This is a genomic window from Eubacterium ramulus (genome assembly GCF_003122485.1).
GTDB classification, from domain to species: Bacteria; Bacillota; Clostridia; order Lachnospirales; family Lachnospiraceae; genus Eubacterium_I; species Eubacterium_I ramulus_A.
Map to the genome: position 1 here is coordinate 1 of NZ_JRFU01000112.1, position 26401 is coordinate 26401.

Consider the following 26401-nt stretch of genomic DNA (forward strand, 5'->3'; position numbering starts at 1 on the left):
TATTACTCACCACTTGCAGAAGTGGGAGTCTTCTCGACTGAGATAAATCGAACTGGTATATTGCAAAAAATGCGGGACGATGCACTTACATCAACCCGCATTTTTGTATTCATCCGTTTTTCCTATATTTGTCCGCTTTTCCAAAAATCACATATTTTCGATCATTTTTACAAGCGAACACTATTCATCATCCTGACTTACTCGCTCAATATGCATTGCCAGATATCCGATCTCCAGTTCTTCCAGAGGTTTACGAAGCGCATGGCTCAGATGATCACAGACAGTCGTTGCCAGCTCATATGACTCTGGAAAATTATGCTGTACATAATCATTCATATTGACTTTCAGGGACTCCCCTTTTAACACACGGGCAACCATATATTTCACATGATTCATCAGACGGTTATAGCTTAAAGACATCACATTGATATGAATACCGCGCTGTTCCTCGATCATGGATACACAATCGCGCACCGCCCGCGCCATCTGCATGGACACCGAAACAGATTCTTTTTCCAGTGCAGAATGAATGTGTAATGCCACATAACCAATCTCGTCATCATCAATATCAATCTGTTTCTCTTCTTTCAGAATCGGTCGTATGAGAGACGCCACTTTAAATTCCGAATGAAACAATGTTTTGATATCTTCCGTCAAAGGATTGGAGATCTGCTCTCCTTTTTGCAAACGCTGCACCGCAAACGCGATATGGTCTGCCATCGGAAACAGAATGCTGCGGTCAATTTTTCCAAAATGACGCTCTGCCTCGTTTAGAATCCGGTTTGTCATCTGAAAATATTCCGGCTGGATCGTCTTGATCAGATCAGCAGCATCTCCCCTTGAAGAAGTCTCCTGCAGGGAATATACGGTACAATCCACCGGCTGTTCAAAACGCTCACCGGGCTTTTTCCCAAATCCGACACCTTTTCCTAAAAGCACATATTCTTTACTGTCATTCATATCAAGGGCAATTACCCCATTATGATTCAATACCTTACATATGCGATACATGTTTTTACTTCCTTCTCCCACAAAATAGTTTGTAATAGTATTATTCTAGCATAGAACCCCATATTTTCAAACCCACAAAACAGAATTCACCCTCTAAAAAAGCAATAAAAAGCAATCTTATGCTGTAAAATATTGTTATGAATCAACGTTCTATACAAGCACGCTTCATTTTTACAGTACCATATTTACAATTATATTGACAAAACGGACAGCAACAAATCCTCTCCGAACCTGCTGCTGCCCGCATTTCTTTCGTCAATATTTATATTTCTGCATATTCACGGATATTTTTGCGAACTTTCAAAACCATGGACGGTGCCACAGAAAGCTCATCCACACCCATTTCCATAAATGCATCGGTCAGTTCCAGATCTGCGCCAAGCTCGCCACAGATGCCTGCCCATTTTCCGTATTTGTGTGCGTTTTCCACAACCATACGAATCATGCGTAAAATCGCTTTGTGATGTGCATTGTAAAAATCATCCAGTTTTGCATTCTGACGGTCGATTGCCAGCGTATACTGTGTCAGATCATTGGTTCCGATACTGAAGAAATCAACCATCTGCGCCAGTTCATCACTGATCATAACTGCTGCCGGTGTCTCGATCATCACACCCTGTTCCGGCATTTTATAAGGGATCTCCGCTGCTTCTAATTCTGCCCGCACTTCCTCTACAACAGCAAAAATCTGCTCCACTTCTTCGGTGGATGTGATCATTGGATACATCACAGACAGATTTCCGTATACAGCGGCACGAAGCAATGCGCGAAGCTGTGTTTTGAAAATCTCTGGCTGCTTCAGACAAATACGGATCGCACGGTAGCCCATTGCCGGATTTTCTTCTTCACCAAGGTTAAAATAATCTACCTGTTTGTCCGCACCAATGTCAAGGGTACGGATGATCACTTTTTTGCCTGCCATCAGCTGTAACGCCTGTTTGTAAGCTGCAAACTGTTCTTCCTCTGTCGGAAAATCTGTTTTTCCAAGATACAGAAATTCGCTTCGGAACAGACCGACACCTTCTGCATCATTATCCAGCACACTCGCGATATCGGAAACACTTCCGATATTTGCATACAGATGGACGTGTTTTCCATCTTTTGTAACAGTTTCCTGTCCTTTCATCTGCTGCAGAAGCTGCTGTTTTTCCGCTTCTTCTGCCATGCGTGCTTTTGTCTGCTCGCATACTTTCTCTGACGGCTCCACAATAAACATCCCCTCAAATCCATCGACCACTGCCTGCATACCATTCTGCATTGCATCCAGATCCATCGGCACACCGATCAGCGCCGGAATATTCATCATCCGGGCAAGGATTGCAGTATGTGAGTTTGTAGATCCGTGTACCGTTACAAAACCAAGAATCTTGTCTTTATCCATCTGAACCGTCTCACTTGGGGACAGATCATCTGCTACAATAATGGACGGCTCCATGTCGTTCATATCCACCGGTGCATTTCCGGATAAGTTCTGCACCAGGCGGTTGGAAATATCTCTGACATCGGCTGAACGTGCCTGCATATAATCATCATCCATGCTTGCAAACATTTCCGCAAAATTATCTCCGGTAACAGCAACTGCATATTCTGCATTTACCATCTCATTGCGGATCATATTGCAGATCGCATCCTGATAATCTTCATCCTCCAGCATCATCTGATGTACTTCAAAAATCGCTGCACTGGCTTCTCCAACTTCTTTCACTGCCTTGTCATACAGTTTCTGAAGCTGCTCCTGAGAAGCAGATACTGCTTCCTGCATACGGGCGATCTCGCTCTCTGTATCTGTGATTTTTTCCCGTTTTACCTGTACATCATTTTTCTTAAATACTGCGATCGGTCCTAAGACAATTCCTTTATATACGGATTTTCCTTTGTATTCCTGCGCCATACTGCTCTCCTTCTCCTTATGATTATTCGTTTCTTACTTTGTTGTTTCAATCTTCTTTTTATCTGACAGCTCAGGTTTCTTTTTCCAATCCCTGAGCTGCATTTATTTTCTTTACGCTTCTTCGTATACGTCTACTGCAAATAACGGCTCGCCAGCTTTTACTTCGCCCTCTGCCAGCAGTCTGACTTTCTGGTTATCCTCTAATTCTGTACACAGAATCGGAGAGCATAAGGACGGTGCATTTGCGGTCAGATACTCAATGTCGATTTCCAGCATCTTGTCACCCTTTTTCACGCTCTGTCCGTTTTCTACAAAACAGGTGAAACCTTTGCCTTCCAGATTTACAGTATCAATACCGATGTGAAGCAGCATGGATAAACCGCTGTCTGTCAAAAATCCGATGGCATGTTTTGTATCAAATACGAAGATGACCTGTCCGTCTTCCGGTGCCACGATGGTTGCTGCAGTCGGAGTAACCACGGCTCCGTCACCCATCATTCTTCCAGCAAAAGCATCATCCGGTGCAGTTGCCAAATCTGCAGCGATACCTGTGATCGGGCTGGATACGATAATGGTTTCTTTTACAACTTCTTTTGACTCCTGTGCCTCTGCTGCATTCTCTGTCTGAGCTGCATCTGCGGAATCAGAAGCTGTCTCATTTGTGTTAATCTCCTCATTCGGAGCTTTTTCCAGATAATCTTCAAAATTTGATTTGATTACGGTTACTTTCGGTCCGTAAATGATCTGAACACCGTTTCCTTTGTGAACCACGCCGGATGCTCCGGTTGCTTTCAGGATCGCATCGTTTACTAACTCCGGTTTGAATACGGTACAACGAAGTCTGGTTGCACAGCAGTCTACGTCAGAAATATTTTTCTTTCCGCCAAGTCCCTGCAGGATTCCTTCAGAAACAGGATCATCCCCTGCTGCACCGTTTTCGCCTTCTTTTCTTGCATTGACATCTGCTCTTGTATACAGTTTTACTTCTTCCGTATCGTCACGACCAGGTGTTTTCAGGTTTAATTTTTCGATCAGGAAGCTGAACAGGAAGTAGTATACAACGAAGTAAATCACACCGATGATCACTACCCATACCCAGCTTGTTTTCTTGTTACCCTGTAAGATACCAAACAGGAACAGATCAATAAATCCACCGGAGAATGTCATTCCGACACCAACGTTACAAATATGCATCAGCATGTATGCCAGACCTGCAAATACACAGTGAATACCATACAGCAGCGGAGCTACAAACAGGAATGTAAACTCTAACGGCTCTGTGATACCTGTCAGCATGGAAGTCAGTGCTGCGGAAAGTAACAGACCACCGACCGCTTTTCTTTTTTCCGGTTTTGCAGTGCGGTACATTGCAAGTGCTGCTCCCGGCAGACCAAAGATCATAAGCGGGAATTTACCGGACATAAATCTGGTTGCAGATACTGCAAAGTGATCCACGGTCGGATCGGATAACTGTGCAAAGAAAATGTTCTGTGCGCCTTCGATGAGTTTTCCACCAACTTCCAGTGTTCCGCCCACGCCTGTCTGCCAGAATGGCAGGTAAAATACGTGATGCAGACCAAACGGAAGCAGTAAACGCTCAAGGAAACCATATACCCATGTACCTGCGTAACCGGATCTCAGTACCAGATCACCAAGTGCGTAAATACCGGACTGGATCAGCGGCCATACAAAGAACATCAGGATTCCGACGCCAACAAATACGATACCGGAAATGATCGGTACAAAACGGGTTCCGCCAAAGAAAGATAACACCTGCGGAAGCTCAATTTTGTAAAAACGGTTGTGCAAAGCAGCAACGCCAAGTCCAACGATGATACCGCCAAATACACCCATCTGTAAGGATGTGATACCACATACATCTGTGACAGAACCGGATAACATTGTCTCAGCGCCGCCTTTGATGCTGATCAGTGCTCCGATAGAGGCATGCATGATAAAAAATGCAATAACCGCTGCCAGTGCAGCTACTTCTTTTTCCTTCTTTGCCATACCAATTGCTACGCCCATGGCAAATATGATCGGCAGGTTCGTGAAAATAATGTTACCTGCGGCATTCATAACCTGCAAAATCTGATTCAGTACGGTTCCCGGTCCCATAACACCAAGCAGACCGTAAGTTTCCAGCATTGTTTCATTTGTAAAAGATCCACCGATTCCAAGCAGCAGACCGGCTACCGGCAAAATTGCGATCGGCAGCATGAAGGATCGTCCAACCCTCTGCAAAATTCCAAAAATTTTGTCTTTCATAGTTCTCCTCACTCTTTCTCCATAATAGACATTATTTGTTATAGTGTACCCATTTTTTGAATTCACATAGCTGGCAGTTTTCTTCTTTCGTCTCTATTTTCCCGGGCAACAAAAAAAGGCACTAACCCTACATAAATATCAAAAAAATATCTATGCACGGTTAATGCCTGCGTAATCAGTAACACACCATGTATGATTCATTTATATCATATTGACAAATTAATGTCAATCTAATACATGTATTCTTTTTGCTTCTTTTTTCATACAAAGCATTTTCTCCAAGTGGTATTTCTTTGTAATCAGCTTTTGGCTTTATTATTCTTCCTCGTCATCTTCCAATCGTCGGTTCAGCACAGCTGCAATGATTTCCAATACAATTGCTAAGCCAATCACACATCCCACAGCTGCTTTTCCGGAACCGCCTGTGATTGTCTGCACAATACCTCCGATTTTTGGAATGGAACGTACCATCTTGCCCATGTACTGATTATAGGTCACGGGATTCATATCATTTTCTTCGTTGGCATCACCTTTCGTGATAAATTCACCCATGGCAGAACTGTTTGAAACCACACGATGCGTGATGATCGAACCCTCCGCATCTGATCCGTAAAATGCAATCACATCGCCTTCAATGATTTCCTTTGGTTCCACATATTTGATATATACTAAGCTTCCTACCGGAATCGCTGGTTCCATACTGCCACTGACTACCGTATAGAGCTGATAGCCCATGGCTTTGGGAAGTGTCAACGGAATGCATGCTGCGACTACTATTATTAGCAAAACCGTTCCTATTACGCTGCATAATGTCGCAATTGGATTTTTTTTCTTTCGTGTTTCTCTACTCACCCTTTATTCTCCTTTGATTTTATATCATTTAAATTCCTGTTTTCATTGCATTTATTATAACTGATTTCCATCATATTTACTACTTCAAATTCTACCCAAAAACTCCCCAGAGTTTTCACTCTGGGGAGCCTCATTCTATGCCATCAATCATGATTCACATATTTTTTATTTTGTTTCTTTGCTGCGACGTCTCAGTGCTACTAAAAGAGCCACAATTGCTACTGCAACTGCCACAATGATCGCAATACTGAAATTCATTGTTTTCACAGATTCCGACTTTCCTGCATCGATATTTCCGGTAGGTGTATCTTCATCATCCAGGTCTACCAGTCCCTGCGGTGTCTGCTCGTCCGTATTCTCTACAGTATTATCCTGATCTGCATCCTGTCCGCCATTGGCATCTGTAGTTCCGCCCGGTGTCGTTGTTTCATTTGCATTTCCACCTGTCACGTTGGTACCACCGGTCGTTGTTCCATTTGCATTTCCACCTGCCGCATTGGTGCCACCGGTCGTTGTTCCACCTGCTACCGTACCTGCCGGAACCGTCACTGTATTGTAAACAGTATTTCCCGGTACAACGGTTGTAATCGTTGTGGTTGTCTCTACCACCCGATTGGTCTCACCCGGTGCGTAAGTAAAGGTAAACACATTGTCTGCTTCATTTTCACTCAGGGTTTTGGTCAGTGCCAGTGCCTGCGGAATAAAATTTTCAATATAACGGTAAGCAACGACTGGTTTGTCACCGACATTTCCATAAAAGGTCTGGCTTTCTGCCAGTGTGTTGCCATCTTCATCCTGATACTGAACCGTATAGGCTACCTGATTGCCTTTGATGCCGTATGCTACGACATAATCTGCATCACCGTCCACGTTAAATGCCGGTGCCGCCAGAGCTTCTGCATTGTCACGACCGCTGAGACGGATACCTTTTACATAATATTTCTCATCTGTCACCTGAATCTGGCTCAGATCAAAAGAAACATCATCGCCTGCATTCAGATCCTGCACTTCGATCTTCTCCTGACCGCTGATGCTGCCCTTATTTCCTGCGGATAAAGTTACTTTGTAAGTATATGCATTTCCCGGCTGAGTTGCCAGAGCGGTTGTTGCCGGCGCTGCCGCGATCACAGATACACTCAGGAGAGAGATTAACATTTTTTTCCATTTGAACATATTATTTCTCTCCTTTCTTTCTGTATGCCTTTGCTTCTTTCTTCTTTTTGTTCATGGAGAAGATTGCAAGAATCAGGCAGACAATTCCGCAAACCAGAGCCAGTGCACAATATCTGAGCATCAGATTCGTGTCACCTGTTTTTACCCGCTTGGTTGTCGTTACGACATTATTCTTGCCCGGAACCTTCTTCTCTACTTTGTTCTCTTTAACGGTGGTTGTTGCCTCTGTCACCTTTTCCGTTGCAAAATTCATACGGAGTTTTGCCAGTGTCAGCTGATAGCCGTTACCCTGTGTCTCGCCATCAACACCAACTGTCAGATGTACCATTCCGCTTTCTCCGGATGCCAGTCTGCCAAGATAGAAGTATTCCTGTGTGGAATTATCCACCTGTTTGAGACCTTCCCCGGACTTGGAATTGCCCTCACCACCAACGGTTGTACTGTCGTATAACACGTTTTCTGTATTGTCGGCTCCCACATAAGTCAGACGATAAGTATATCCGCCGCCTTCTGCTGTCGCCTGTGCATCTTCCAGCGTCTGAATGACTTCGTTGGTCATATACCAGTCTGTCTTGCCACTGTCAGAATTGGTTACCTGTACTTTCAGCTCGATGCTGTCACCCGGCTGGATGTTTGCCATCCCGTCGGTCACATCGGAATCCTGAAAATTACTGTTCATCTTGCTGCCGTCAAAGGTTACATTCCATCCGTCAGCACCCTGATAATCTTTTGCAAATGCAGTTGTCGCTGCCCCTACTGTCATAACAAGTGTCAGCACCAGGCACAAAATTTTCTTTTTCATTCTTCTGTACCTCCTTACTGCAGACTGATCTCGGTCTCATCCTCTGACACGTTCACATCCACACCCCAGGCACTCTTGATCGCATCTTTTGCGTTGTGTGTCTGAACTGCATCAACCTCCGCATCCACATGGAATGTATAACCGTCATATTGGTAACTATAAGTAATTGTGTTATCTTTCACTGTCTTTGTCACTTCAGAAGCAATACTCTGATTGATGCGAAGTGTATCAGACAATGCCGGTGTGGATTCTCCGACACCTACTGCTTTTGTGTAATACAGAACTGTCCGCTCCGGTGTGGACTGATCTTCTGCGATTGCCCATCCGTTATCGGTCAGATAATTTAATTCGATCAAATCCGGAGAAAGTGTTGTATTTTTGTTTCCATCAGCATCCTGCCAGCTTTTTGTAATGATCACACGTACAAATGTGTCGATATTTCCGCTGTTTGTTACGCCGATCGCTTCCTCATATTTCTTGCCCGGTGTGAATTTTTCATTTTCACCAAGCATCTTGCTTAATAAAGTACCTTCTGTGGAACCTTCCCATTTATCTGGCTCTGCATAATCTCTGCTGCTGACAACATCTCCGTTCTCTGTCAGAGATACGCCGATACTCTGCATATTCATCTGTACGGAATAGTTCTCACTGTAATAGGTCAGTGCTGCTCTCGCACTTCCCACACCGCTCCCAACCAGAAGCACTGCGGCTGCCGCCAGAAGCAGGACTGTTACTTTCGGAAATGATTTCTTTTTCTTCTTCATCCTCATTTACCTCCTACTCCTGTGTATTGCTGCTGTCTGTCACAACGTTGTCCCAGTCAGCGTATGCGTTTCCATCTTCATCATAAAGAATCGGTGTACATTCCTGAATAACTACTACGTTAAACTCTTCCGGTTTCTGATCCCCGGATGGGAATTTATAAGTAATATTCAATTCCTTCTCCGTGGTCTGTCCTGCCTGAAGAACATCATTGTAATACCAGTATCCGTCACCGCCGTCTGTCCATCCACCGTCCGGTGCATTGTAGCTTAATTCCACCGGAGCAAATGCTCTGACTCTGACAAAACAATCATAATCGCCAACATTGGAAATCGTGACATGTTTTCCGTTTTCGTCAACTTCCTCATGTGGTTTTGTCTCTGTAAATCCCATATTCATGGTGACACCGCCCTGTGCAGTTGCATATGTGGTAAAATATGCCACCGCACTTCCCACGGTCAGGGAGCCGGTTAACGCGATCGCTGCAGCTGCCAGAACCAATGGTTTTTTATGTAGCTTTCTCATTTGGCTTCCCTCCTTTACTGTGCCGGTTTCGTATGGTCATACAGACCATTTTTATTTAATTTGAAGTTATTAACTATGCCGTATCCGCCGTTTGGACGACCATCGGTATCATTTTTGAAAGAAACTTCTGCCGTCGGTGCATCTGCGCTGCTGTACTCATCGTTTGCGGTAATCTTTGCCTTAACAGGATTATCGGATACCAGACTGTAAGATGCTCCGCTGTAAACCTCTGTCACCGTTACGTCTGCGCCTGCCCGCAGATGCTCGATCGTAATGGAATCAGATCCTGCGGTTTTAAAATCTAATGCCTCTACTTTTGATTCTTTTGTTCCATCCGGATTTTCAATATCAATCTGGAAAACGAATGTTGCTTTGTCACCGGATGTCACATTCTGATGTAACAGTGTTTTGTTGATCACCAGCTTACCGTATCTTGCATGCTGTTCCGGTTTTAAGGTAATACCATTTTCTCCGGTCAGGTTGTAAACCCATGTATCACTGCCGCCGTTTCCATAATAGTTATTCGGCAAAGCTACCAGTGACGGTGCAAATGTATACGTATAATTATCTGTTACAACTTCTTCCGGCTGAATCAGGTAAAGTCCTGTCTCAAGTCCCTCAGATTTTGTCATTCCGTTTGTAGTTGTAACGGTATCAGTTGCATCCAGCTTCTTCTCTGTCACCTTCTGTGCTGCGCTTGCTGCTCTCTCTGACCATTTTGCTGCGGAACCTGCCTGATCATCGATATCCAGTGCACTGACATCCAGCCCTTCGAAATCCGGCTCAGCGGTATAAGTTCCTGATTTATCCACAGAAGCAACTTTGTATAAATCAATTGTCACGTCTGATGTCAACAGCTCTTTATAATCACTTCCAACGGAAAATTCCACGGAGCAGTCATTTCTGTCAACCTGTATCGCATCTGCCGCCCATACGCCAGGCAGAACAAATACGGAGAATGCCACTGCCAGAGCCAGGAAAATGGCACTTCCTGCTTTTACTTTTCTTTTCATCATCGCCTCGTATCCTCCTTTAAAGTCTGTGCTTTATTTCTTACGCTGTTTTCTTCCTGATACAACTTTCATAATGAGAATCAGCAGAACCGTAACTGCGATTCCAAGGATCAGATACAACATGTAGTAATTCTGGATGGAATGTAACATGCTGTCTGCCACCGATCCGGTTGCTTCCTCTTCTCCATTATACGCTACGCGGGTTCCTCTTACAAGTAAACGGTGGGAATTAACACCATATGGTGTGCAGGTAAATAAAGTTACCTGATCCTTACCGTCTTCTATCTTCATTGCATCATCCAATGTCTCGTGATCATCCTTGTCTACCATCGGTAAAATCTGATCTACCTGATAAGCTAATACCTGATCTAACACATGGATGTAAAATTTATCTCCGATTTCTATCTGGTCAATATCGGTAAAAAGCTTTGCACTCGGCAATCCTCTGTGTGCTGCCAGTACGGTATGATTGCTCTCACCACCGATCGGAAGTTTTGTTCCATTCAGATGTCCGACTCCGGTCTGGAGCACGTCATCACCGGTTCCATGATAAATTGCAAGTCTGATATTGATCTTCGGAATGGACAGATACCCCATGACTCCGTCATCCCCGACATTTAACACTTTCCAGTAATCGGTACTTTTCAGATCTCCGTCATCTTCCCCAAACACATCTCCATACAAATTATTCTGTGTGATATTTGCATTAAAATCTTCTGCTTTCTGCCATTCATCGGTATAATCTTCCGGCGTCATGTTGTTTACGCTGCTCTCATAATTACTAATCAGCTGGCTTTGCCGGTAAGTATTCCACTGATTCGAAATCGTTGGATAAGCCAGGATTCCGAATCCAACCAGAAACAGCAGTCCGAAAAGAATCGGAGCTAATCTGCCTTTTTTCTTTACAGGCTTTTTTTCCAGTTCTTTTTCACTCATTCTTCAGATTCCTTTTGTTTTGCTGCTTTCTTCTGCAGTTTTTTCTCTCTGATAAATAATATAAGGATAAATACTCCGGTAATGACAATTCCTACCACTACCCAAAGTAAATAATTCGTATGTAAGCTGAGGCCACTGAGTGGTGTCTGCTCATCTGCCACTGCCTGCTCTTCGTAAGGAACTCTGTGTCCCCGAACCATCAATCTCTGCGTATTGACACCGTATGGTGTACAAGTCAGCAACGTCACCAGATCTTCGCCATCCTCTACTGCCAATGCGGATGTATCTTCCGGATCTACTACCAGGATCTGATCCACCTCGTAACAAAGGGTTTCGTCCAGCACATGGATCAGAAAATGATCTCCGATCTCCAGCTGATCCAGATCGGTAAAAAGTGATGCGCTCGGCAATCCGCGGTGCGCGGAAATAACTGCATGTGTGCTCTCGCCACCGATTGGGAGAGAACTTCCTTCCAGATGCCCTGCCGCTTTCTGTAATACTTCATCACCTGTTCCATGATAAATCGGAAGCTTGATCGCAATCTTTGGAATTTCTACAATTCCCATCATCCCGTCTCCGGCAATATTCAGACTGTCTTCATAACTGCTGTCTGTCTCTGTACTTGCATCTGCCACGGCAAAGGAATCTGGCAAAATGCTCGGAAGCAATGCATCGTTATAGGCTTCCGCTTTTTTCATCTCTGCTGCGTAATCAATGTTTCCCGCCGCTTCCTTATCAGCTACAACACTTTCGTAATTACTGATGAGCTGCTTTTGTCTATGATTGTTCCACTGGTTTGCAACAAGTGGGTACAGCAATAAGGACAAACCGGCTAAAAATATAAGAATGATTACTATTTTACTGCTTTTCTTTTTCATCCGGGCTCTCCTTGTTGTTGTAAATTACTCTTTTTTATGAATCCGGGGCGGCTGCCGCCCCGGATTCTGTTGTTCCGTCAGTAAATCTCACTTACTGATGTTCACTATCATTCATTATTTGTTTGCTTTCTTGCGGCTTGTGAAGAAGAAGAAAGCTGCTGCTACCATGATTGCACAACCTGCGATTGTGAAGATTGTAGTACCGATACCACCGGTATGCGGAAGTGCAGAAAGTTTTGTATCAGTTACTTTAACAGTAATATTAGCATTCTGTCCTGCGGAAATAGTCTGATTAGGTACATCTACAACAGAATAACCCTTCGGTGCTTTTTCCTCGACGATATTGTATGTTCCTTCGTCAAGACCTTTTACTACTACAGATCCGTTTGTAGCTACTACATTTGTTACTTTTGTATCAGCAGCATCATCTGCAGTTGCCAATCTGTAAACACCTGTTTCTACCTCAACAAACTCAAGTTTTGTTCCATCAAGAGCAACACTAAACTCTGCACCTTTCAGAACATTATTGCCTTTATCAACCTTGTTGATTGTGATAGATCCTGTCTCACCTTCTACTTTAGATGGATCAGATGCTTTATTTGTTGTAGCTTCGTTGGAATATTTTCCTGCCTCTGTTACTGTTGCTGTCACTTCTACTGTTACAGTTTTCCAGCATGTGTATTCTCAGTTCCAATATAATCAGTTGCAAAATTTACTGTTACAGCTTCTGTTGACGGTAAAGTCTTATCTAAAGTATAGTCTGTTCCCGCCTGAAGATCATCATTTCCAACTTTAACTTTAATATCTGTGATTTTCATTCCAGTTGGTGTATCTGTGATTGTAAATGTTCTGTTATCTGTTCCATCTTCATAACTTGGGAAAGTTGTTGTAATTACAAACGGAATGCTATCACCAAGTTTTACAAATTTATCAGGATCACCATTTTTAAATGTTTTAACTACAGTATAGTCAGATGCTTTTGCACTGATTGTTTTCTGAGCAGGTACCATTAAATTATCGCTGTCATAATCATATGTAAAATCACCCATTACGTTGTACTCAGTGGTAATACCGTTTGCAGTAATAAGATATGCTCCGATTCCCAAATTGTCAAATTCTGCTGTTCCGTTAGAAACTTTTTTAGCTGACTGATATAAATCAGCATCTGTAGCAACATCCTTTAAAGCATCCCAGTCAATGTCTACCGGATCTTTTGTAAGATCAACATGATCTTTTGCCCATGCTTCTGCTTCCCATTTACTCTGTGCTTCATTCCATGAAACTACTTTGTAAATTTTTACAGTTGTATCTTCTTTTGTCAGACCTTCAACTGTAATCTTTCCTGCTGCCTGAGTAGCTGTTCCAGCTTCCGTTGCAAATGCTGTGATACTCATTCCAAGAACCATTGCCAGTGATAAAATCACTGCGAAGAATTTTTTCATCTTTTTCATCTCGTCGTCTCCTTTTCTTTCGGGGCATTGCCCGTTTATCTTATCCCCCTTCAGGGAAGATAGTTAAATTGTTGTCACGGCGGTGAGCCGCCGAAAAGTAAAATAATTTGTTTTTATCTTTTCAGCACCTCCCTGCACTTGTTTTTGTATAAGATCCATGCGGCTGCTCCCATGAGTAATATTCCGCCGATCGTGAACAAGTAAATACCAGGTCCGCCGGTATGTGGCAGTTCGTACAAAGCATTATCTTCGTAGTAGTAATGAACTACTGAGTCTTCAGAAGTTGTCGGCTGTGCAATAACCTCTGTTCCATCTGCTTTCTTGATTGATTTCAAATATCCATTAGATGCAATCAGAATAGTCCATTTTTCTGCACTCACAGAATAACCCGCCGGTGCTTTTGTCTCCTGGCATTCATAAGTGCCCTGTGCCAAAGTACTTACTGCAACCCCTTTTTCTTTCCACTCAATTTTTCCATTAGCATTGGAAGTTCCTGTATATCTTACATTGCCATTGGAATCTTTTAATGTAAATTGAGCACCTTCTAATTTCAATGTATCACTGCTTGCACTTACTTTTACAATGTCCCAGTCTGTAATCACTTTTTCATTCGTGAAAACAGCCTGTCCGACTGTTCCGCCATCATTAGGATCATAAGTATAATCTTTTTTAATTACATTTTCCGTAGCTTTACTGTTTCCCAATACAAATCTTGCAACGTAAGTAGGAATAACAGAGTTTTCACAGTTTGTTTCTGTTCCAGATTTTGCTTCATTCAGCACATATCCAGATGTGTTCTGCTCCTCTACTGTGTAAGTACCGCGTGGAAGATTTGTAAGCACATCACCGGTAAAGCTTGCTTCTTTCTCACCTTTTCTTACCGTAAGTGGAACTGTTGCTACTATCTCACTGTCTTTTTTCACTACAAATGTAAATGTCTGATCTTCATTTGATAGATCAACCAATTTCTTTGTAATCTTAATTGTTCCGGAAATTACATGAATATTGTAAATCCCATAAGTTCTGTTCGAATCATTTACAGACGTTGCTACTACAGTATGTGTAGTCCTGTCACCTGCAATTTTTACTTCACCATTTTCTGTAGTATTTGCATTACTCTCATCTGTCGGAGCGCCAGCATCATAAGTAACAGTCAGATAATATGTTGTATCATTCTCTACTTTTGTTCCGATCACTTTCAAGTCTTCTATCCTGGTAGATGCATCAAACTTCTTTTCTAATGCTTCTGCTGTATACCAGTTCACAGAAAAGCTGTCTGTTGCCACACCATACTTGCCAGTATTCTTAGCATAATTCTGAACCATGTCATTTAATACAGTTTCTGCTGAAGGAACATCATCACCTTTGTAAATCGTAACATTCTTATCATTCAGTTCCAGTTTAGCTTTTACGTTTACTCTCGGCTGTGGCAATACCCCCTCACCATAGGAAGTTGTTATCTTGGAATCTGGTGAAATATTGGTTGCCACATTATTTCCACCAATATAATCCCTTTGTGCCTGAACAGTTATGGTTTTGTGCCACTCAGCATTATTATTCTTATTCGGAATTGTCTGATCTGTCCATTCGATGTACTGTATTCCTTCTTTGTAATATACTTTTCCCCCATTTGCCAAGGTAACACTTTCGATATTTTTACTTGTCAGATATTCTTCCGTAATCTGAACACCCTTATCATCAAGAATGATGAATTTCGGATCAATGGCATCTACAATTTTTGCCCCTGTAATCTCAAGGTTATTTGTGATAGTTTCTGAAATCTTGTTAAAAATATCAAGAAGACTATTTGCATCATCCGCTGTCTTTGCACAACCTGAAGATGCAATTCCTGGAAAAATAGTAGTTGTCCAACCATAATTCCAATTCCACGTCTTATACTCTCCGCCGGCTAAAAATGCTGATGCTTTATCTTTAAGTCCAAAGCCAATGGTATAAACAGTTACACCCATTTCTTTTAATTTCTGAGCGGATGCCTCAGCATTCGTTTGTGCTGTTGTAGACCATGTACTTCCTCCTCCTGTTGGTTCTCCATCTGTAAAGAGGATTACATATTTCGGAAGTGTATCTCCATTTTCCTTTGCTGATTTCAGCTTAGAATATGCCTCATTTAAACCAACTGCCGGATCCGTACCACCATTTGCAATCAGGTTATCAATAAAACTGGTAAGCTCGGTCTGATTATCTCCTACAGTAAGTAACTCTGTACTTTTACCATGGCTACCTTTATAACTTCCATAATCTTTATTATATCCTGAAGAACTAAAGGCTGTGATACCTATTTTACTTGTAGCAGATTTAGTCGCTGTATTCGTAACAAACTGTTTTGCTGCATTTTTCAATGCAGTCATTTTACCGTCATCTCCCATAGAACCTGACGTATCCAGTACCAGCATAACATCTGCTTCACCGCCACTTTCTTCTGTTGTCTGACTTGTCAGTTTAGAAGAAGCGGTAATATCGATATCGTATATTCTGTTATCCCAGTTAGTTACATGTGCTGTCTTATCATAATCCAGAATCATCTGCGTATGTTCTTCCTGGGTCTGATTCTGAATATTATAAACTCCGTTCACAGGTGTCACTGCCGTCGTTCCATCTGCCTGATACAAAGTAGCCGTAGCTGTTTCCCCGTTTACCGTTACATTTACTTTCCATGTCGTAGCAGATGCCACATATCCATCCGGTGCAACAGTCTCTGTTAATGTATATGTACCCTCTCTTAATTTTGTAAAGGATAATGTTCCATCTGTTCCTGAAACTGCTGACTGTTTTTCTTTTGTACTGTCATTTTCCAAAGTAAATCTTGCATTTGCCAATCCCTCAGCTTTTGTGTTTACTTTTTTCAATGTCAAATCTGCCATTGGGACCTGACCAACTTCTGAAATATGAGCAGACGGTAATGTAAAGTTCATCTTACAGTTAGATTCACCGGCACCACGCTCCATATAAAGAATGGTAAGTGTATGTTCCTGCTGTTTATCTTCATCAGTTTTAATATAATCCCACAGATTAACAGTCTTATCAGCAGCATCATGGATTCCACCAAGATCGATTACAACCTGTTTTCCATCAAGAACAACCCACAGATCATCATCACCAGTAAAACTATAGTTCAATGGTCCTACATAATCACCAACTTTAAAGGTCACATCATATCTCATACCAAAGTAATAATTGTGGGTCTTATTTCCACCGGATATACTGCTATCCTCTTTCTTTGTATATGCGCCTTCATAGTCAACTTTTACATTATCCAGCGGGAAGAAATCACTGCCCGAAGTTGTCTGTTTTTCTCCATTCCCATCTTTTACAGAGCTTAATGTATAGGTATCGCCAGTCTGATTAAAAGTCAGTTTATAATCTGTATAAACCTTTCTTAAGTATCTCTTCGCATTTCCTACCTGAACAGTTTTGTCCTGATTAACAAAGAATCCTGGCTCATCATAATTAAATACAACGTTTCCGTTTGCATCTAAGCCCTGAAGCAATTCGGTTACAACACCGCCGCCCTTTCCGGTCCATGCATTAACTTCTTTACCGCCTACCTTTAATGAGTCCTGATAACTGCTATAGTTCTGTTTGTTTTCTCCTGCTATGATTTTTCCGTTATTTTTTGCTGTTCCATTTGTCAGCTGATTAAAGGAATAATTCGTATCCTTTACTTTTACTGTATAATCATAAAACGTTGTCGCTCCGTCTACTGTTGTAGTTTTCGGAGTATAGTACACTTTAATTGTGCACTCTTTATTAACTTCAATCTTGTCTGTATTGGTTAATGTTTTAGAGGTTCCATCAATAACCTGTACAACATGATCTACTGTCCAGTTATCAGCTTTTGTATAATCATTAATCTTTCCGCCTACAGGTAATCTGCGAACATCATCTGCATAGATCTTTGTATCGGTAGTTTTTGTTGCATCGTAATGCTGAATTGTTACATTAACAGCATTTTCACCTTTCTGAACAATTACATAAGTTGAAAAATGTGGCGCATCAAATACTATATTTCCGTCTGCATCTACACTTCCATCCATATCTTCTACTGAATTGTTTTCATCTACATGATATACGGATGTGTCCTGATCAGAAACAATTTGCGGAGAATCTACACTTACCTGAACAGGGGATGATGGCTGTACTTCCTGACCATTCATCATAAATTTGATATCATACGCAACAATATTTGTTACTGCTGAATCATCGTTTTCCTGTTCCATAACAGCATTCTCGATTGCTTCTTTTTCATTTTCAGCTGTAATTTCGCTTACTGTAAGCTGTGCCCCTTCTGGAAGTGCATCTTCTGTTCCTGTTACTTTCACCGTAGCATTTCCAACCTGTGTAGACCATTCTTTGTCCTGAAGAGCTTCAGTAACTCCAAACACACTTGTCTCACTGTCCATATCAGCCGTAAACTGTAATACCTTGCTTCCATCTTCTGCCGTAACTTCTGTCACATCCGGGAAAGTCGGATTATTCTGTCTGTCATCGCTGAAAGCAACTGCCTTCTGAGAATCAAGATTTGTGCCCTTTACAGTGAAGGTGATCGGCTGCTGAGGTACCTGTTTTTCACCGTTTACATAAAATGTAACATCAGCCATCACATAATTGTTCAGTGTATAACCTGCTTCACCGTTTGTCTCAAGCTGCTGCTGTACACGGTCAAGAACACCGTCTGCACCGGCGTCTGCCTGTACATCCATCTGTATATTTGCATCCGATGAACTTGCCAGGAATGTGCCCTCCGGAATATCCGCAATCAGTGTTCCAACATCTTCACCCTCTGCATTTTTTATTACTCGCTCCAGCGTTGCTGCCTGACACGCAACGGACTGAAGTCCAACATTTTCATTGGCAAAGGCTGCTATTCCGGTACTTAACACCAGTATCATGCAAAGCACGATTGCCAATAGCCGTTTTTCTTTGTATGTTTCATGGCGTCCTCCTTTTATCTTCATCGCTGTTTTCTTCGTCATCATTACGTTTTTCTAATGCACCATCTATCAGTTTTAGCAGTTCCAGAGTACTTCGAAAGTACTGCTCTCGCTGTTCATCTACCCAGGTAACACTGCCCTGCCAGGTTGCATTCTGCTGATCCATGACTTTTATAATAAATGTTTCTGTCTTTTTCTGTCTATTACTCATGTCAGTACCTTCTTATCTTTCCAGCTTATCTATCATCTTTGTTGTATATTAGCATTGTATATTACCACCCATTACACAAAACATTACTTTTCGACATTGTGTATTAACTTTTTTATCTTTTCTTGTAATGTTTTGTTTTTTTGTAATATTTTGTAATGTTTTTCATGGACTCAGTCTATCTTACATTTCAATATGTGTTATATTCATTTTTGCAGGAAAATCATATATTTCAGGCATTTTTTATCAGTATTTTTAAATTTCTTTTCTGTCTGTATAAAGAATATGTAAAAAGCGGATTCCCGACATCTGTCGAAAATCCGCTTTTATTAATCATCGCATTACTACTGTTTATAAAACAACTTATTGCATCACATTACTTAATATCTTCAGCAGCTCCAGCACACTAGAAAATGAATATGTCAAATCCCCTTCCACCCACTGAATCACGCCCTGCCAGGATGAATTCTGGCGGTATTTCACATTCAGTAAAAATGTGCCTTTCGCACCGCGTTTTTCCAACACTTCCTGGGGTATACAAACCTTTTCCGGTACAGCTTCCATGGTTGGTTCTTTTTTTTCAAAGGAACGTATCTGTGTCGCTGATTGTGGAAATTTAATCTGATCAAAAAATTTATCCGCAGTTTCGATCATCCGAATGATATTGCTGAATTTTAATGGTTCTTTCTTGTAACAATGATAAATCTCTCCTGACATTTCGCCATCTGCAACGCTGTCGATGCAAATGCTGAGCAGGTTTGGCACATGCCAGGCGATTGACTGCTTCTGCTCCATATTCATGCCATTCCCCTTCCAAGTTCTCTGATCATCACTTCATAACGTATTCATACATCAAATATTGTTATATGATAACTGTCATGGAATATTTCATCCGTTACCATACATTTTTATCCTTTTGAAACTGAATCGGAGAATCCGGATTTTCCACATCTGCAATAGAGGACACAAAATATTCCAGATTTTTTCCCCAGCTTTTATGCTCCCGTGAAAAATATTTCCGGAGACGGTCAAAAATCATTTCGCAATTTTCCTTATTTGTCCCTGTCAGCAGAATCAAATACTGAGAAGAACTGTATTTCGTAAAAGAATCTCCCCGACGCAGACTGTGTTGGATGGAGTTTTGTAATTCCTCTGCCATCACTGCCAATTTCTCCGGTTTCTCCATCGGATGTCCCTTTCCATCTGTGATACTGCAAAGCATCAGATATGCAGACTGACCGTTTCGTTCTAACATTCTGGAAACCAGACGGTAGCTGTCGCGGAAACTTGGCAGACTGCAATAGTAAGCGCCGCCGCGGTCACTGTCTTCTTTCAGACGTTCCTTAATCTCGTTAATTTCCCTCGGATTGGTATGATTCATCTGATTACTCATCTCGTCAAACTGTTTCAGTAAACGATCCGACGGTGTAATACCAAGTTCTTCAAAGAAAAGCTTTGCTGTATCCTCATACTCTTTTAACGCTTCTTTAAAACGTTTCAACCTGATAAAACATTCAATACGCACTGACTGCCACTCATCAAACGGATACATCCTGCATGCAGATTCGCACAGTGCCAGCACTTCTTCATATTCACCTTTTGTCATCAGGCTCTCGCAAAGTTCCTTTAATGATTCACTGTAGATCTTTTTGTACTGAATACTTTCCAGAAGCACCCATTCTTCCCCGGACAATGCCGGAAGGAATTCTCCGTGATACATCTGGCAGACCTGTGTTAACAGTTCTTCTTTACGTTCCTTATCTGTGCATTCTTTTGATTCTTTATATAAGGAAACAAATCGTTTCACATCGACTTCCACTCTCATCGGTGCCTGCCAGCTGTAAATACCCTTTTTTATGTGTATATATTCATCTGCCGGAAGTCCTGCATCAACGATGATCTTTTTCAGACGATGAACTGTAACACGAAGGTTGTTCGAGGCATCTGCCAGTTCTTCCCGTACATACAATGCGTTCAGCAGTTTTTCTCTGGAAATGCCCTGTTCCCCATGATACAAAAGAATCTGTAAAAGTTTCATTGCTTTTGTGGTTGTGTTCTTTCCAAATGATATTGGTTGATTCCCATACATAACAGAAAAATCCCCAAGCATGTGAACATTCAATATCGGTAATTTTTCATTCATTTTTCTTCCTCGTTTCTATATAACGATTTTCCCTTGCTTAAGATAATTGTAAAAGTCCCCCGATTATTTGTCAATCGAAATCTATGATTTGTATCTCTTTTCCTTAATGCTCAAATGTGGTATAATTATTGTTAATTAACATTATAGCAACTATTTTTGTTTTTACTTTTTTTGGTAATGTTTTTCAGTATAATAACAGGACAACTTTATACTATTTTATTCAGGAAGGAGGAGGATTCGTGCTATATCATCGCAAAAAATATCGACACCTGTGCAAAAACAGCGTCCTCCTTTTTCTACTTTGCTGTGCGCTGTTTTGTTTCGCCGGATGCACTTCTTCTGACAGTGGTTCCGGCAATACCCAAACAGCGACTGCTGAAAAATCAGATACACAGGATGCACAGGGAACCAGGGATGCAACGCCACAGGTACTGACCGCACAGGCTTCCGGGGACGTCACTTATGGAAACGATCTGGTGGCACTGGATGCCTCCCACACTTCCGATGGCTATGTGATGCTTCGCTACAGCGGCAGCAACGAAAAAGTAAAAGTTCAGGTGACATTGCCGGAGGGCACAGAATACACCTATCCGGTGACAGCTTCGGAAGATTATTTCGTTTATCCCCTTCCCGGCGGAAATGGCACCTACAAGATCACACTGTTGGAATCCGTATCGGTGGAAGATAATCTGTATGCAGTTTCTTTTACACAGGATCTGGATGTTCAGATCTCCGATGAATTTTCCCCCTTTTTATACCCGAATTTTTATGTAAATTTCAATTCTGATTCTGCCTGCGTCAAAAAGGGAGAAGAACTGGCACAGGGTTGTAATACAGATCTGGATGCCATCACAAATATTTATAACTATGTCATCGAAAATATCACTTACGATGAGAAAAAAGCCGCATCGGTTCCTTATGGTTATATCCCGGTTCCGGATGACACCCTTTCCTCCGGCAGGGGAATCTGTTTCGACTATGCATCCCTGATGTCGGCAATGCTCCGGTCTCAACGGATTCCGACCAAATTGGATGTCGGCTATTCCGGTGACGTTTACCACGCATGGATCAGCTGCTATGTGACGGAAGTTGGATGGGTGGACAATATTATTGAATTTGACGGAAAAAGCTGGTCCATCATGGATCCTACACTGGCTGCCAGTAACAGTGCTTCCAATGTCAAAAAATACGTCGGTGACGGAAGCAATTATGTAACAAAATATACCTATTAATCTACCTAGTCAAGCGGATATTCGCAATCCGCTTCGCTACTTGCTCATAACCGAAAACAATATCTCTGAAAATAATAGCTTTGTAAACACTATTTTTTCAAATATTGTACTTATCAGAACCTATACAAAAACCATATGCAGAAATCAAAATGGAGGATACAAAAGAATGGAAAAGCAGACGCAGCAAAAATCGTTAGCCTATCCGGAGATCGCATCGTTCTGCGGTGAGATGTCGATGATCCTGAAATCAGGTATCTCAGCACTGGAAGGGTTGGAGCTTCTGATGGAAGATACCCAGAACGAACTGGAAAAAGAACTGATCAACAGCATGTATCAGTCAATGCTGGAGGGACACACCTTCGCCGATGCCCTGGAACAGACCCATGTATTTCCGGCTTATCTGATCCATATGACAGAGATTGGAGAGGAAACCGGTCGCTTAGACGACGTCATAGATTCTCTGGCTGCCCACTACACCCGTGAGGAGACATTGAGTAAAAATATCCGTAATTCCCTGACCTATCCGCTGATCATGATCATTATGATGCTTGTTGTCATTGTGATTCTGATCACAAAAGTAATGCCTGTTTTCCAGCAGGTATTTCAGCAGCTCGGTACGGAAATGACCGGTTTATCCAGAGGCATTTTAATGGTCGGAAACGGGCTTTCCCGCTATGCGCTGGCATTTGTTGTTCTGATTGTCGCCATCGTCATTGCCGGCATTTATCTGACACGTACTGAAAGAGGGCGAAAACAGCTTGGAAAACTCGGACACGCGTTTCGTTTTTCCAGAGAGATCACAGAAAAATCTTCTGTCTGCCGTTTCGCGGGAGCTATGGCACTTGCATTAAAAAGTGGTCTGACACCGGAACGCGGACTGGAGTTTTCCCGGAACCTGATCGAAGATGCATATTTCCGTGAAAAGATCAAAAATTGTGTAGAAGAAATGGAACAGGGTACAGATCTCTCCGTGGCACTGGTTAAATCCAAAGTTTTCACCGGTGTCTATGCCCGCATGACTTCCATTGCCGGCAAATCCGGCAGGATGGATGAGGTGATGGATCAGATTGCTGACCGCTGCGAAGATGAGTTAAATGACCGTATCACATCCTTCATCTCCGTACTGGAACCGACACTGGTCATTATCCTGTCTGTGATCGTGGGAATTATCCTGCTGTCTGTCATGCTGCCGCTGCTTGGCATCATGGCCGGATTATAGGAGGTGTCTGGTATGTTCCATCGGAAAAATGAACGATTTTATCACAGCAGACGCTCCCATCCCCTGCGGAATCTGTGTCTGTCACTGCTGATATTTTTATGTGTCTGTGGATTGTTTTTCGGTGGGATCTCCCATCTGTCCGCGCAGGCAAAACAGGAGCAGAAAAATAGTCTGGAAAACGCACTCTGGCGCGGTGTCTCGCAATATTATGCATTAGAAGGGCGCTATCCACAGTCCCTGCAGGAGTTGAAAGACACCTGCGGAATCCAATATGATACGGATTCCTTTTTTGTAGATTATCAGATTGCCGGAGCCAATCTTCTGCCGGATATTACAGTTATTGAACGTTAGGAGGAAGGAACATGAGAGAACGAACTGAACGGAAACATGTCATTGATTTTCTGTTTCCTCTTGCGCTCTTTTTTGTACTGACTGCCACTTCGGTCGCGCTGGTTGTTCTGGCTTCGGGAACTTACAGCCGTCAGGTGCAGGACTCTGAGGATTCTTTTGCCAGTCGCACGGCGCTGTCGTATGTGATGGAAAAGATTCATCTGGCAGACGAATATGGTGCTGTCTATGCAGGAACTTTTGACGGGCAGGATGCCATTGTGATCCGACAGACCTATTCGGAGCAGACTTATGTGACTTATCTCTATGAATATGACGGCTACCTGCGGGAGCTTTTTATTCAGGATGGTGTCGATGCAAAAGCCTCCGATGGACGCAAGATTCTCGCATCGGACTGTTTTTCCTTTGATGAAACTCAGGACGGACTGTTTCATCTGTATTGTACAAACAAAGACGGCAGTATTTCCGATACTTATGTCAGTATCAAAAGTACGCCGTAACGCATAGGAGAATGCTATGAAAGGAACATCTGCAAAACGTTCCAGCTTGTTTTTGCTGGAACTGATCATTGCAATTTTATTTTTCAGTCTGACCTCAGCGGTCTGTGTGCAGATTTTTGTCCGGGCACATCTGATCAGTCGTCAGACACAGGAACTGAATACGGCATTGGAAAAGGTATCCGGATTTTCCGAAGTATTTCTTGCCGGGGATTCTTTTTCCGCTCTGCTGCCGGAAGATGCCAGTGTCTCAGAAAATGCAGACGGTTCTGCAGAATATCTCGTATTTTACGATAAAAACTGGCAGCTTTGCAGTTCGTCAGACGCAACTTATGAGATTCAGATCCGGATAGATCCTCAGGGGGCTCTGCTGCACGGTACGTTTACCGCACGTTCTGCTTCGGATGCGGATGATGCCTCTGTCATTTATTCCATGGAAACGGATTATTGTCCGGAACCGGCGCAATAAGGAGGTGACCGATCAATGAGAAAGAAAAAACACGCTTCCCAACCGGGTTTTCAGATTGGGACCTCTTATCTGCTGGTGATCTTTGTCGTTTTATGTCTGGTCACTTTTGCAGCCCTCTCTCTGTCCAGTTCACTGAGAGACCAGTCTTATACAAAAAAACTGGCAGCGCACCAGACTGCTTATGCCAGTGCCAGTTCAGAGGCTTCCGCACGTCTGGCACAGATTGATACCGCTTTGGAGAAATCAGATGCTGCTGCCGCACTGCAAAACCTCAGTGATGTCACTGTCACAGAAGAAACAGATGGTCTGCAGATTGATTACACGATTCCGGTAACCGACAGTCAACAGTTGGAAGTTACGGTTCTGGCAGATCCAGACAACCATTCCAGACGGATTCTTCGCTGGAAAGAAGCAGCTACTTCTGACTGGGAAGAACAGACAACACTTCCTGTGATTGGAAGCGATCAATAAATCGTGCTATATAGTCTTATATAAAAGAACTACATAATTCAAGAATGATATTATTTTGTATACAGATATTACATCATTCATTACAAAGTAAAAGAAAGGTGCATGTTTATTATGAAAGTTACTGATTTGCTGCAAAAAGCAGTTGCCGATCATGCATCGGATATTTTTATCATCGCCGGTCTTCCGCCTTCCTATCGTGCAAACGGGCGGATTCTTCGCGAACATGAAGAAAAACTGATGCCAAAAGAAACACAGGCTTGTATCGAAGAAATCTATGAATTAGCCGGAAACCGTGATATTTCCAACCTGTTAAAACGCGGAGATGATGATTTTTCTTTCGCGGTTCCGGGACTTTCCAGATTCCGTGTCAGCGCCTACAAACAGCGTGGTGCACTCTCTGCGGTCATCCGTGTCATTACCTTTGATCTGCCACATCCGGAAGATATCGGTATCCCTGATTCTGTCATGGATTTTTCCAAATTATCCAAAGGTCTGGTTCTGGTCACCGGTCCTGCCGGAAGTGGAAAATCAACCACCCTTGCCTGTCTGGTCAACCAGATCAACCACACAATGGAAAAACATATCATCACCCTGGAAGATCCGATCGAATATCTGCATCGCCATGACAAAAGTATTGTCAGTCAGCGTGAGATCAATATTGACACCTTAAGCTATGTCAATGCCCTGCGCGCTTCCCTTCGCCAGAGTCCGGATGTTATCCTTCTTGGAGAAATGCGTGATTATGAAACCATCGATGTCGCTATGACAGCAGCGGAAACCAGTCATCTGGTTTTTTCCACACTGCATACCATCGGTGCTGCCAATACCATTGACCGTATCATTGACGTTTTTCCTGCGAACCAGCAGCGCCAGATTGTGGTTCAGCTTTCCATGGTGCTTCAGGCAGTTGTCTCTCAGCAGTTGATTCCAGCGACAGACGGCACACAGGTTCCGGCTTTTGAAGTTATGACAGTGACACCTGCAATCCGAAATATGATCCGTGATAACAAGATTCCACAGATTGACGGAACGGTCTACTCTGCGAACAAAGAAGATATGCATTCCATGGATTACAGTCTGCAGCAATTGGTAAAATCAGGAAAAGTTACCGCTGAAACGGCACTTTCCTATGCAACCAATCCGGAAATGTTAAAGAAAAAACTGTAAAAAATACCCGTACGTTACAGCGTATCAGAGATCTGATAAGTGTAATGTACGGGATTTTTTATTATTTCCATATATGTATGGCAACTTCATCTCAGTCTGAGTTGAGACTCCCACTTCTGCAAGTGGTGAGTAG

The 26401-nt window shown here is 42.6% G+C and carries 24 protein-coding genes; 7 read left to right on the forward strand and 17 right to left on the reverse strand.

Annotated elements, in window-relative coordinates; genetic code table 11:
* Window positions 1-180: 180 nt before the first annotated feature.
* From LG34_RS09855 to LG34_RS09935, 17 genes are all read right to left on the reverse strand, one after another.
* Window positions 181-1011, reverse strand: a complete 831-nt coding sequence (locus tag LG34_RS09855; RefSeq protein WP_109215926.1) for a PRD domain-containing protein — start codon at window positions 1009-1011, stop codon at window positions 181-183.
* 262 nt (window positions 1012-1273) lie between these two features.
* Entirely contained in the window at window positions 1274-2902 is a 1629-nt protein-coding gene (gene ptsP / locus LG34_RS09860; RefSeq protein ID WP_109215927.1) for a phosphoenolpyruvate--protein phosphotransferase, read from the reverse strand.
* A gap of 111 nt (window positions 2903-3013) precedes the next feature.
* Window positions 3014-5170, reverse strand: a complete 2157-nt coding sequence (locus LG34_RS09865) for a PTS transporter subunit IIABC (protein ID WP_109215928.1) — start codon at window positions 5168-5170, stop codon at window positions 3014-3016.
* A 315-nt stretch (window positions 5171-5485) separates the two neighbouring features.
* A complete protein-coding gene (locus LG34_RS09870; RefSeq protein ID WP_109215929.1) occupies window positions 5486-6022 on the reverse strand; it encodes a signal peptidase I in 537 nt (178 codons plus the stop codon).
* Between the two features lie 165 nt (window positions 6023-6187).
* A complete protein-coding gene (locus tag LG34_RS09875) occupies window positions 6188-7195 on the reverse strand; it encodes a MucBP domain-containing protein (protein ID WP_109215930.1) in 1008 nt (335 codons plus the stop codon).
* 1 nt (window position 7196) lies between these two features.
* On the reverse strand, window positions 7197-7997 hold the full coding sequence (locus LG34_RS09880) for a hypothetical protein (RefSeq protein WP_109215931.1): 801 nt from the start codon (window positions 7995-7997) through the stop codon (window positions 7197-7199).
* Window positions 7998-8011: 14 nt separating this feature from the next.
* A complete protein-coding gene (locus LG34_RS09885) occupies window positions 8012-8761 on the reverse strand; it encodes a hypothetical protein (RefSeq protein ID WP_242979863.1) in 750 nt (249 codons plus the stop codon).
* 13 nt (window positions 8762-8774) lie between these two features.
* Complete coding sequence (locus LG34_RS09890; RefSeq protein WP_109215933.1) at window positions 8775-9284, reverse strand: hypothetical protein; 510 nt, start codon at window positions 9282-9284, stop codon at window positions 8775-8777.
* A gap of 14 nt (window positions 9285-9298) precedes the next feature.
* The gene (locus LG34_RS09895) at window positions 9299-10300 is read right to left on the reverse strand and encodes a DUF5979 domain-containing protein (protein ID WP_109215934.1); all 1002 of its coding nucleotides are present in this window, start codon (window positions 10298-10300) and stop codon (window positions 9299-9301) included.
* A gap of 30 nt (window positions 10301-10330) precedes the next feature.
* Window positions 10331-11233 (reverse strand): class C sortase, encoded by a 903-nt coding sequence (locus tag LG34_RS09900; protein WP_109215935.1) that lies wholly within the window; start codon window positions 11231-11233, stop codon window positions 10331-10333.
* On the reverse strand, window positions 11230-12111 hold the full coding sequence (locus LG34_RS09905; RefSeq protein WP_109215936.1) for a class C sortase: 882 nt from the start codon (window positions 12109-12111) through the stop codon (window positions 11230-11232). Before LG34_RS09905 ends, LG34_RS09900 begins: the two co-directional genes overlap by 4 nt.
* Before the next feature lie 114 nt (window positions 12112-12225).
* The gene (locus tag LG34_RS09910; protein WP_109215937.1) at window positions 12226-12762 is read right to left on the reverse strand and encodes a SpaA isopeptide-forming pilin-related protein; all 537 of its coding nucleotides are present in this window, start codon (window positions 12760-12762) and stop codon (window positions 12226-12228) included.
* Between the two features lie 8 nt (window positions 12763-12770).
* Window positions 12771-13562, reverse strand: a complete 792-nt coding sequence (locus LG34_RS09915; protein ID WP_109215938.1) for an isopeptide-forming domain-containing fimbrial protein — start codon at window positions 13560-13562, stop codon at window positions 12771-12773.
* Window positions 13563-13675: 113 nt separating this feature from the next.
* The gene (locus LG34_RS09920) at window positions 13676-18538 is read right to left on the reverse strand and encodes a SpaA isopeptide-forming pilin-related protein (protein ID WP_181369343.1); all 4863 of its coding nucleotides are present in this window, start codon (window positions 18536-18538) and stop codon (window positions 13676-13678) included.
* Window positions 18513-18725: a hypothetical protein gene (locus LG34_RS09925; RefSeq protein ID WP_109215940.1), complete on the reverse strand. Its 213-nt coding sequence runs from the start codon at window positions 18723-18725 to the stop codon at window positions 18513-18515. The genes LG34_RS09920 and LG34_RS09925 overlap by 26 nt, the downstream gene beginning before the upstream one ends.
* A gap of 360 nt (window positions 18726-19085) precedes the next feature.
* Entirely contained in the window at window positions 19086-19523 is a 438-nt protein-coding gene (locus LG34_RS09930; RefSeq protein WP_242979864.1) for a hypothetical protein, read from the reverse strand.
* Window positions 19524-19617: 94 nt separating this feature from the next.
* Window positions 19618-20865 carry a BTAD domain-containing putative transcriptional regulator gene (locus LG34_RS09935; protein WP_109215941.1) on the reverse strand — a complete coding sequence of 416 codons (1248 nt, stop codon included), beginning with the start codon at window positions 20863-20865 and terminating at the stop codon, window positions 19618-19620.
* A gap of 239 nt (window positions 20866-21104) precedes the next feature.
* On the opposite strand from LG34_RS09935, the gene LG34_RS09940 reads away from it, so the two are divergent.
* The 7 genes from LG34_RS09940 to LG34_RS09970 all read left to right on the forward strand — a co-directional run bounded on the left by LG34_RS09940 (window position 21105) and on the right by LG34_RS09970 (window position 26268).
* Window positions 21105-22097: a transglutaminase-like domain-containing protein gene (locus LG34_RS09940; RefSeq protein ID WP_242979865.1), complete on the forward strand. Its 993-nt coding sequence runs from the start codon at window positions 21105-21107 to the stop codon at window positions 22095-22097.
* 166 nt (window positions 22098-22263) lie between these two features.
* Window positions 22264-23316: a type II secretion system F family protein gene (locus LG34_RS09945; protein ID WP_109215942.1), complete on the forward strand. Its 1053-nt coding sequence runs from the start codon at window positions 22264-22266 to the stop codon at window positions 23314-23316.
* A 12-nt stretch (window positions 23317-23328) separates the two neighbouring features.
* Entirely contained in the window at window positions 23329-23667 is a 339-nt protein-coding gene (locus LG34_RS09950; protein WP_109215943.1) for a hypothetical protein, read from the forward strand.
* A gap of 11 nt (window positions 23668-23678) precedes the next feature.
* On the forward strand, window positions 23679-24164 hold the full coding sequence (locus LG34_RS09955) for a DUF4860 domain-containing protein (RefSeq protein WP_109215944.1): 486 nt from the start codon (window positions 23679-23681) through the stop codon (window positions 24162-24164).
* Between the two features lie 16 nt (window positions 24165-24180).
* Window positions 24181-24630 (forward strand): hypothetical protein, encoded by a 450-nt coding sequence (locus LG34_RS09960; RefSeq protein WP_109215945.1) that lies wholly within the window; start codon window positions 24181-24183, stop codon window positions 24628-24630.
* 15 nt (window positions 24631-24645) lie between these two features.
* Window positions 24646-25101, forward strand: a complete 456-nt coding sequence (locus tag LG34_RS09965; protein WP_109215946.1) for a hypothetical protein — start codon at window positions 24646-24648, stop codon at window positions 25099-25101.
* A gap of 111 nt (window positions 25102-25212) precedes the next feature.
* Complete coding sequence (locus LG34_RS09970) at window positions 25213-26268, forward strand: type IV pilus twitching motility protein PilT (RefSeq protein WP_109215949.1); 1056 nt, start codon at window positions 25213-25215, stop codon at window positions 26266-26268.
* Window positions 26269-26401: the final 133 nt, after the last annotated feature.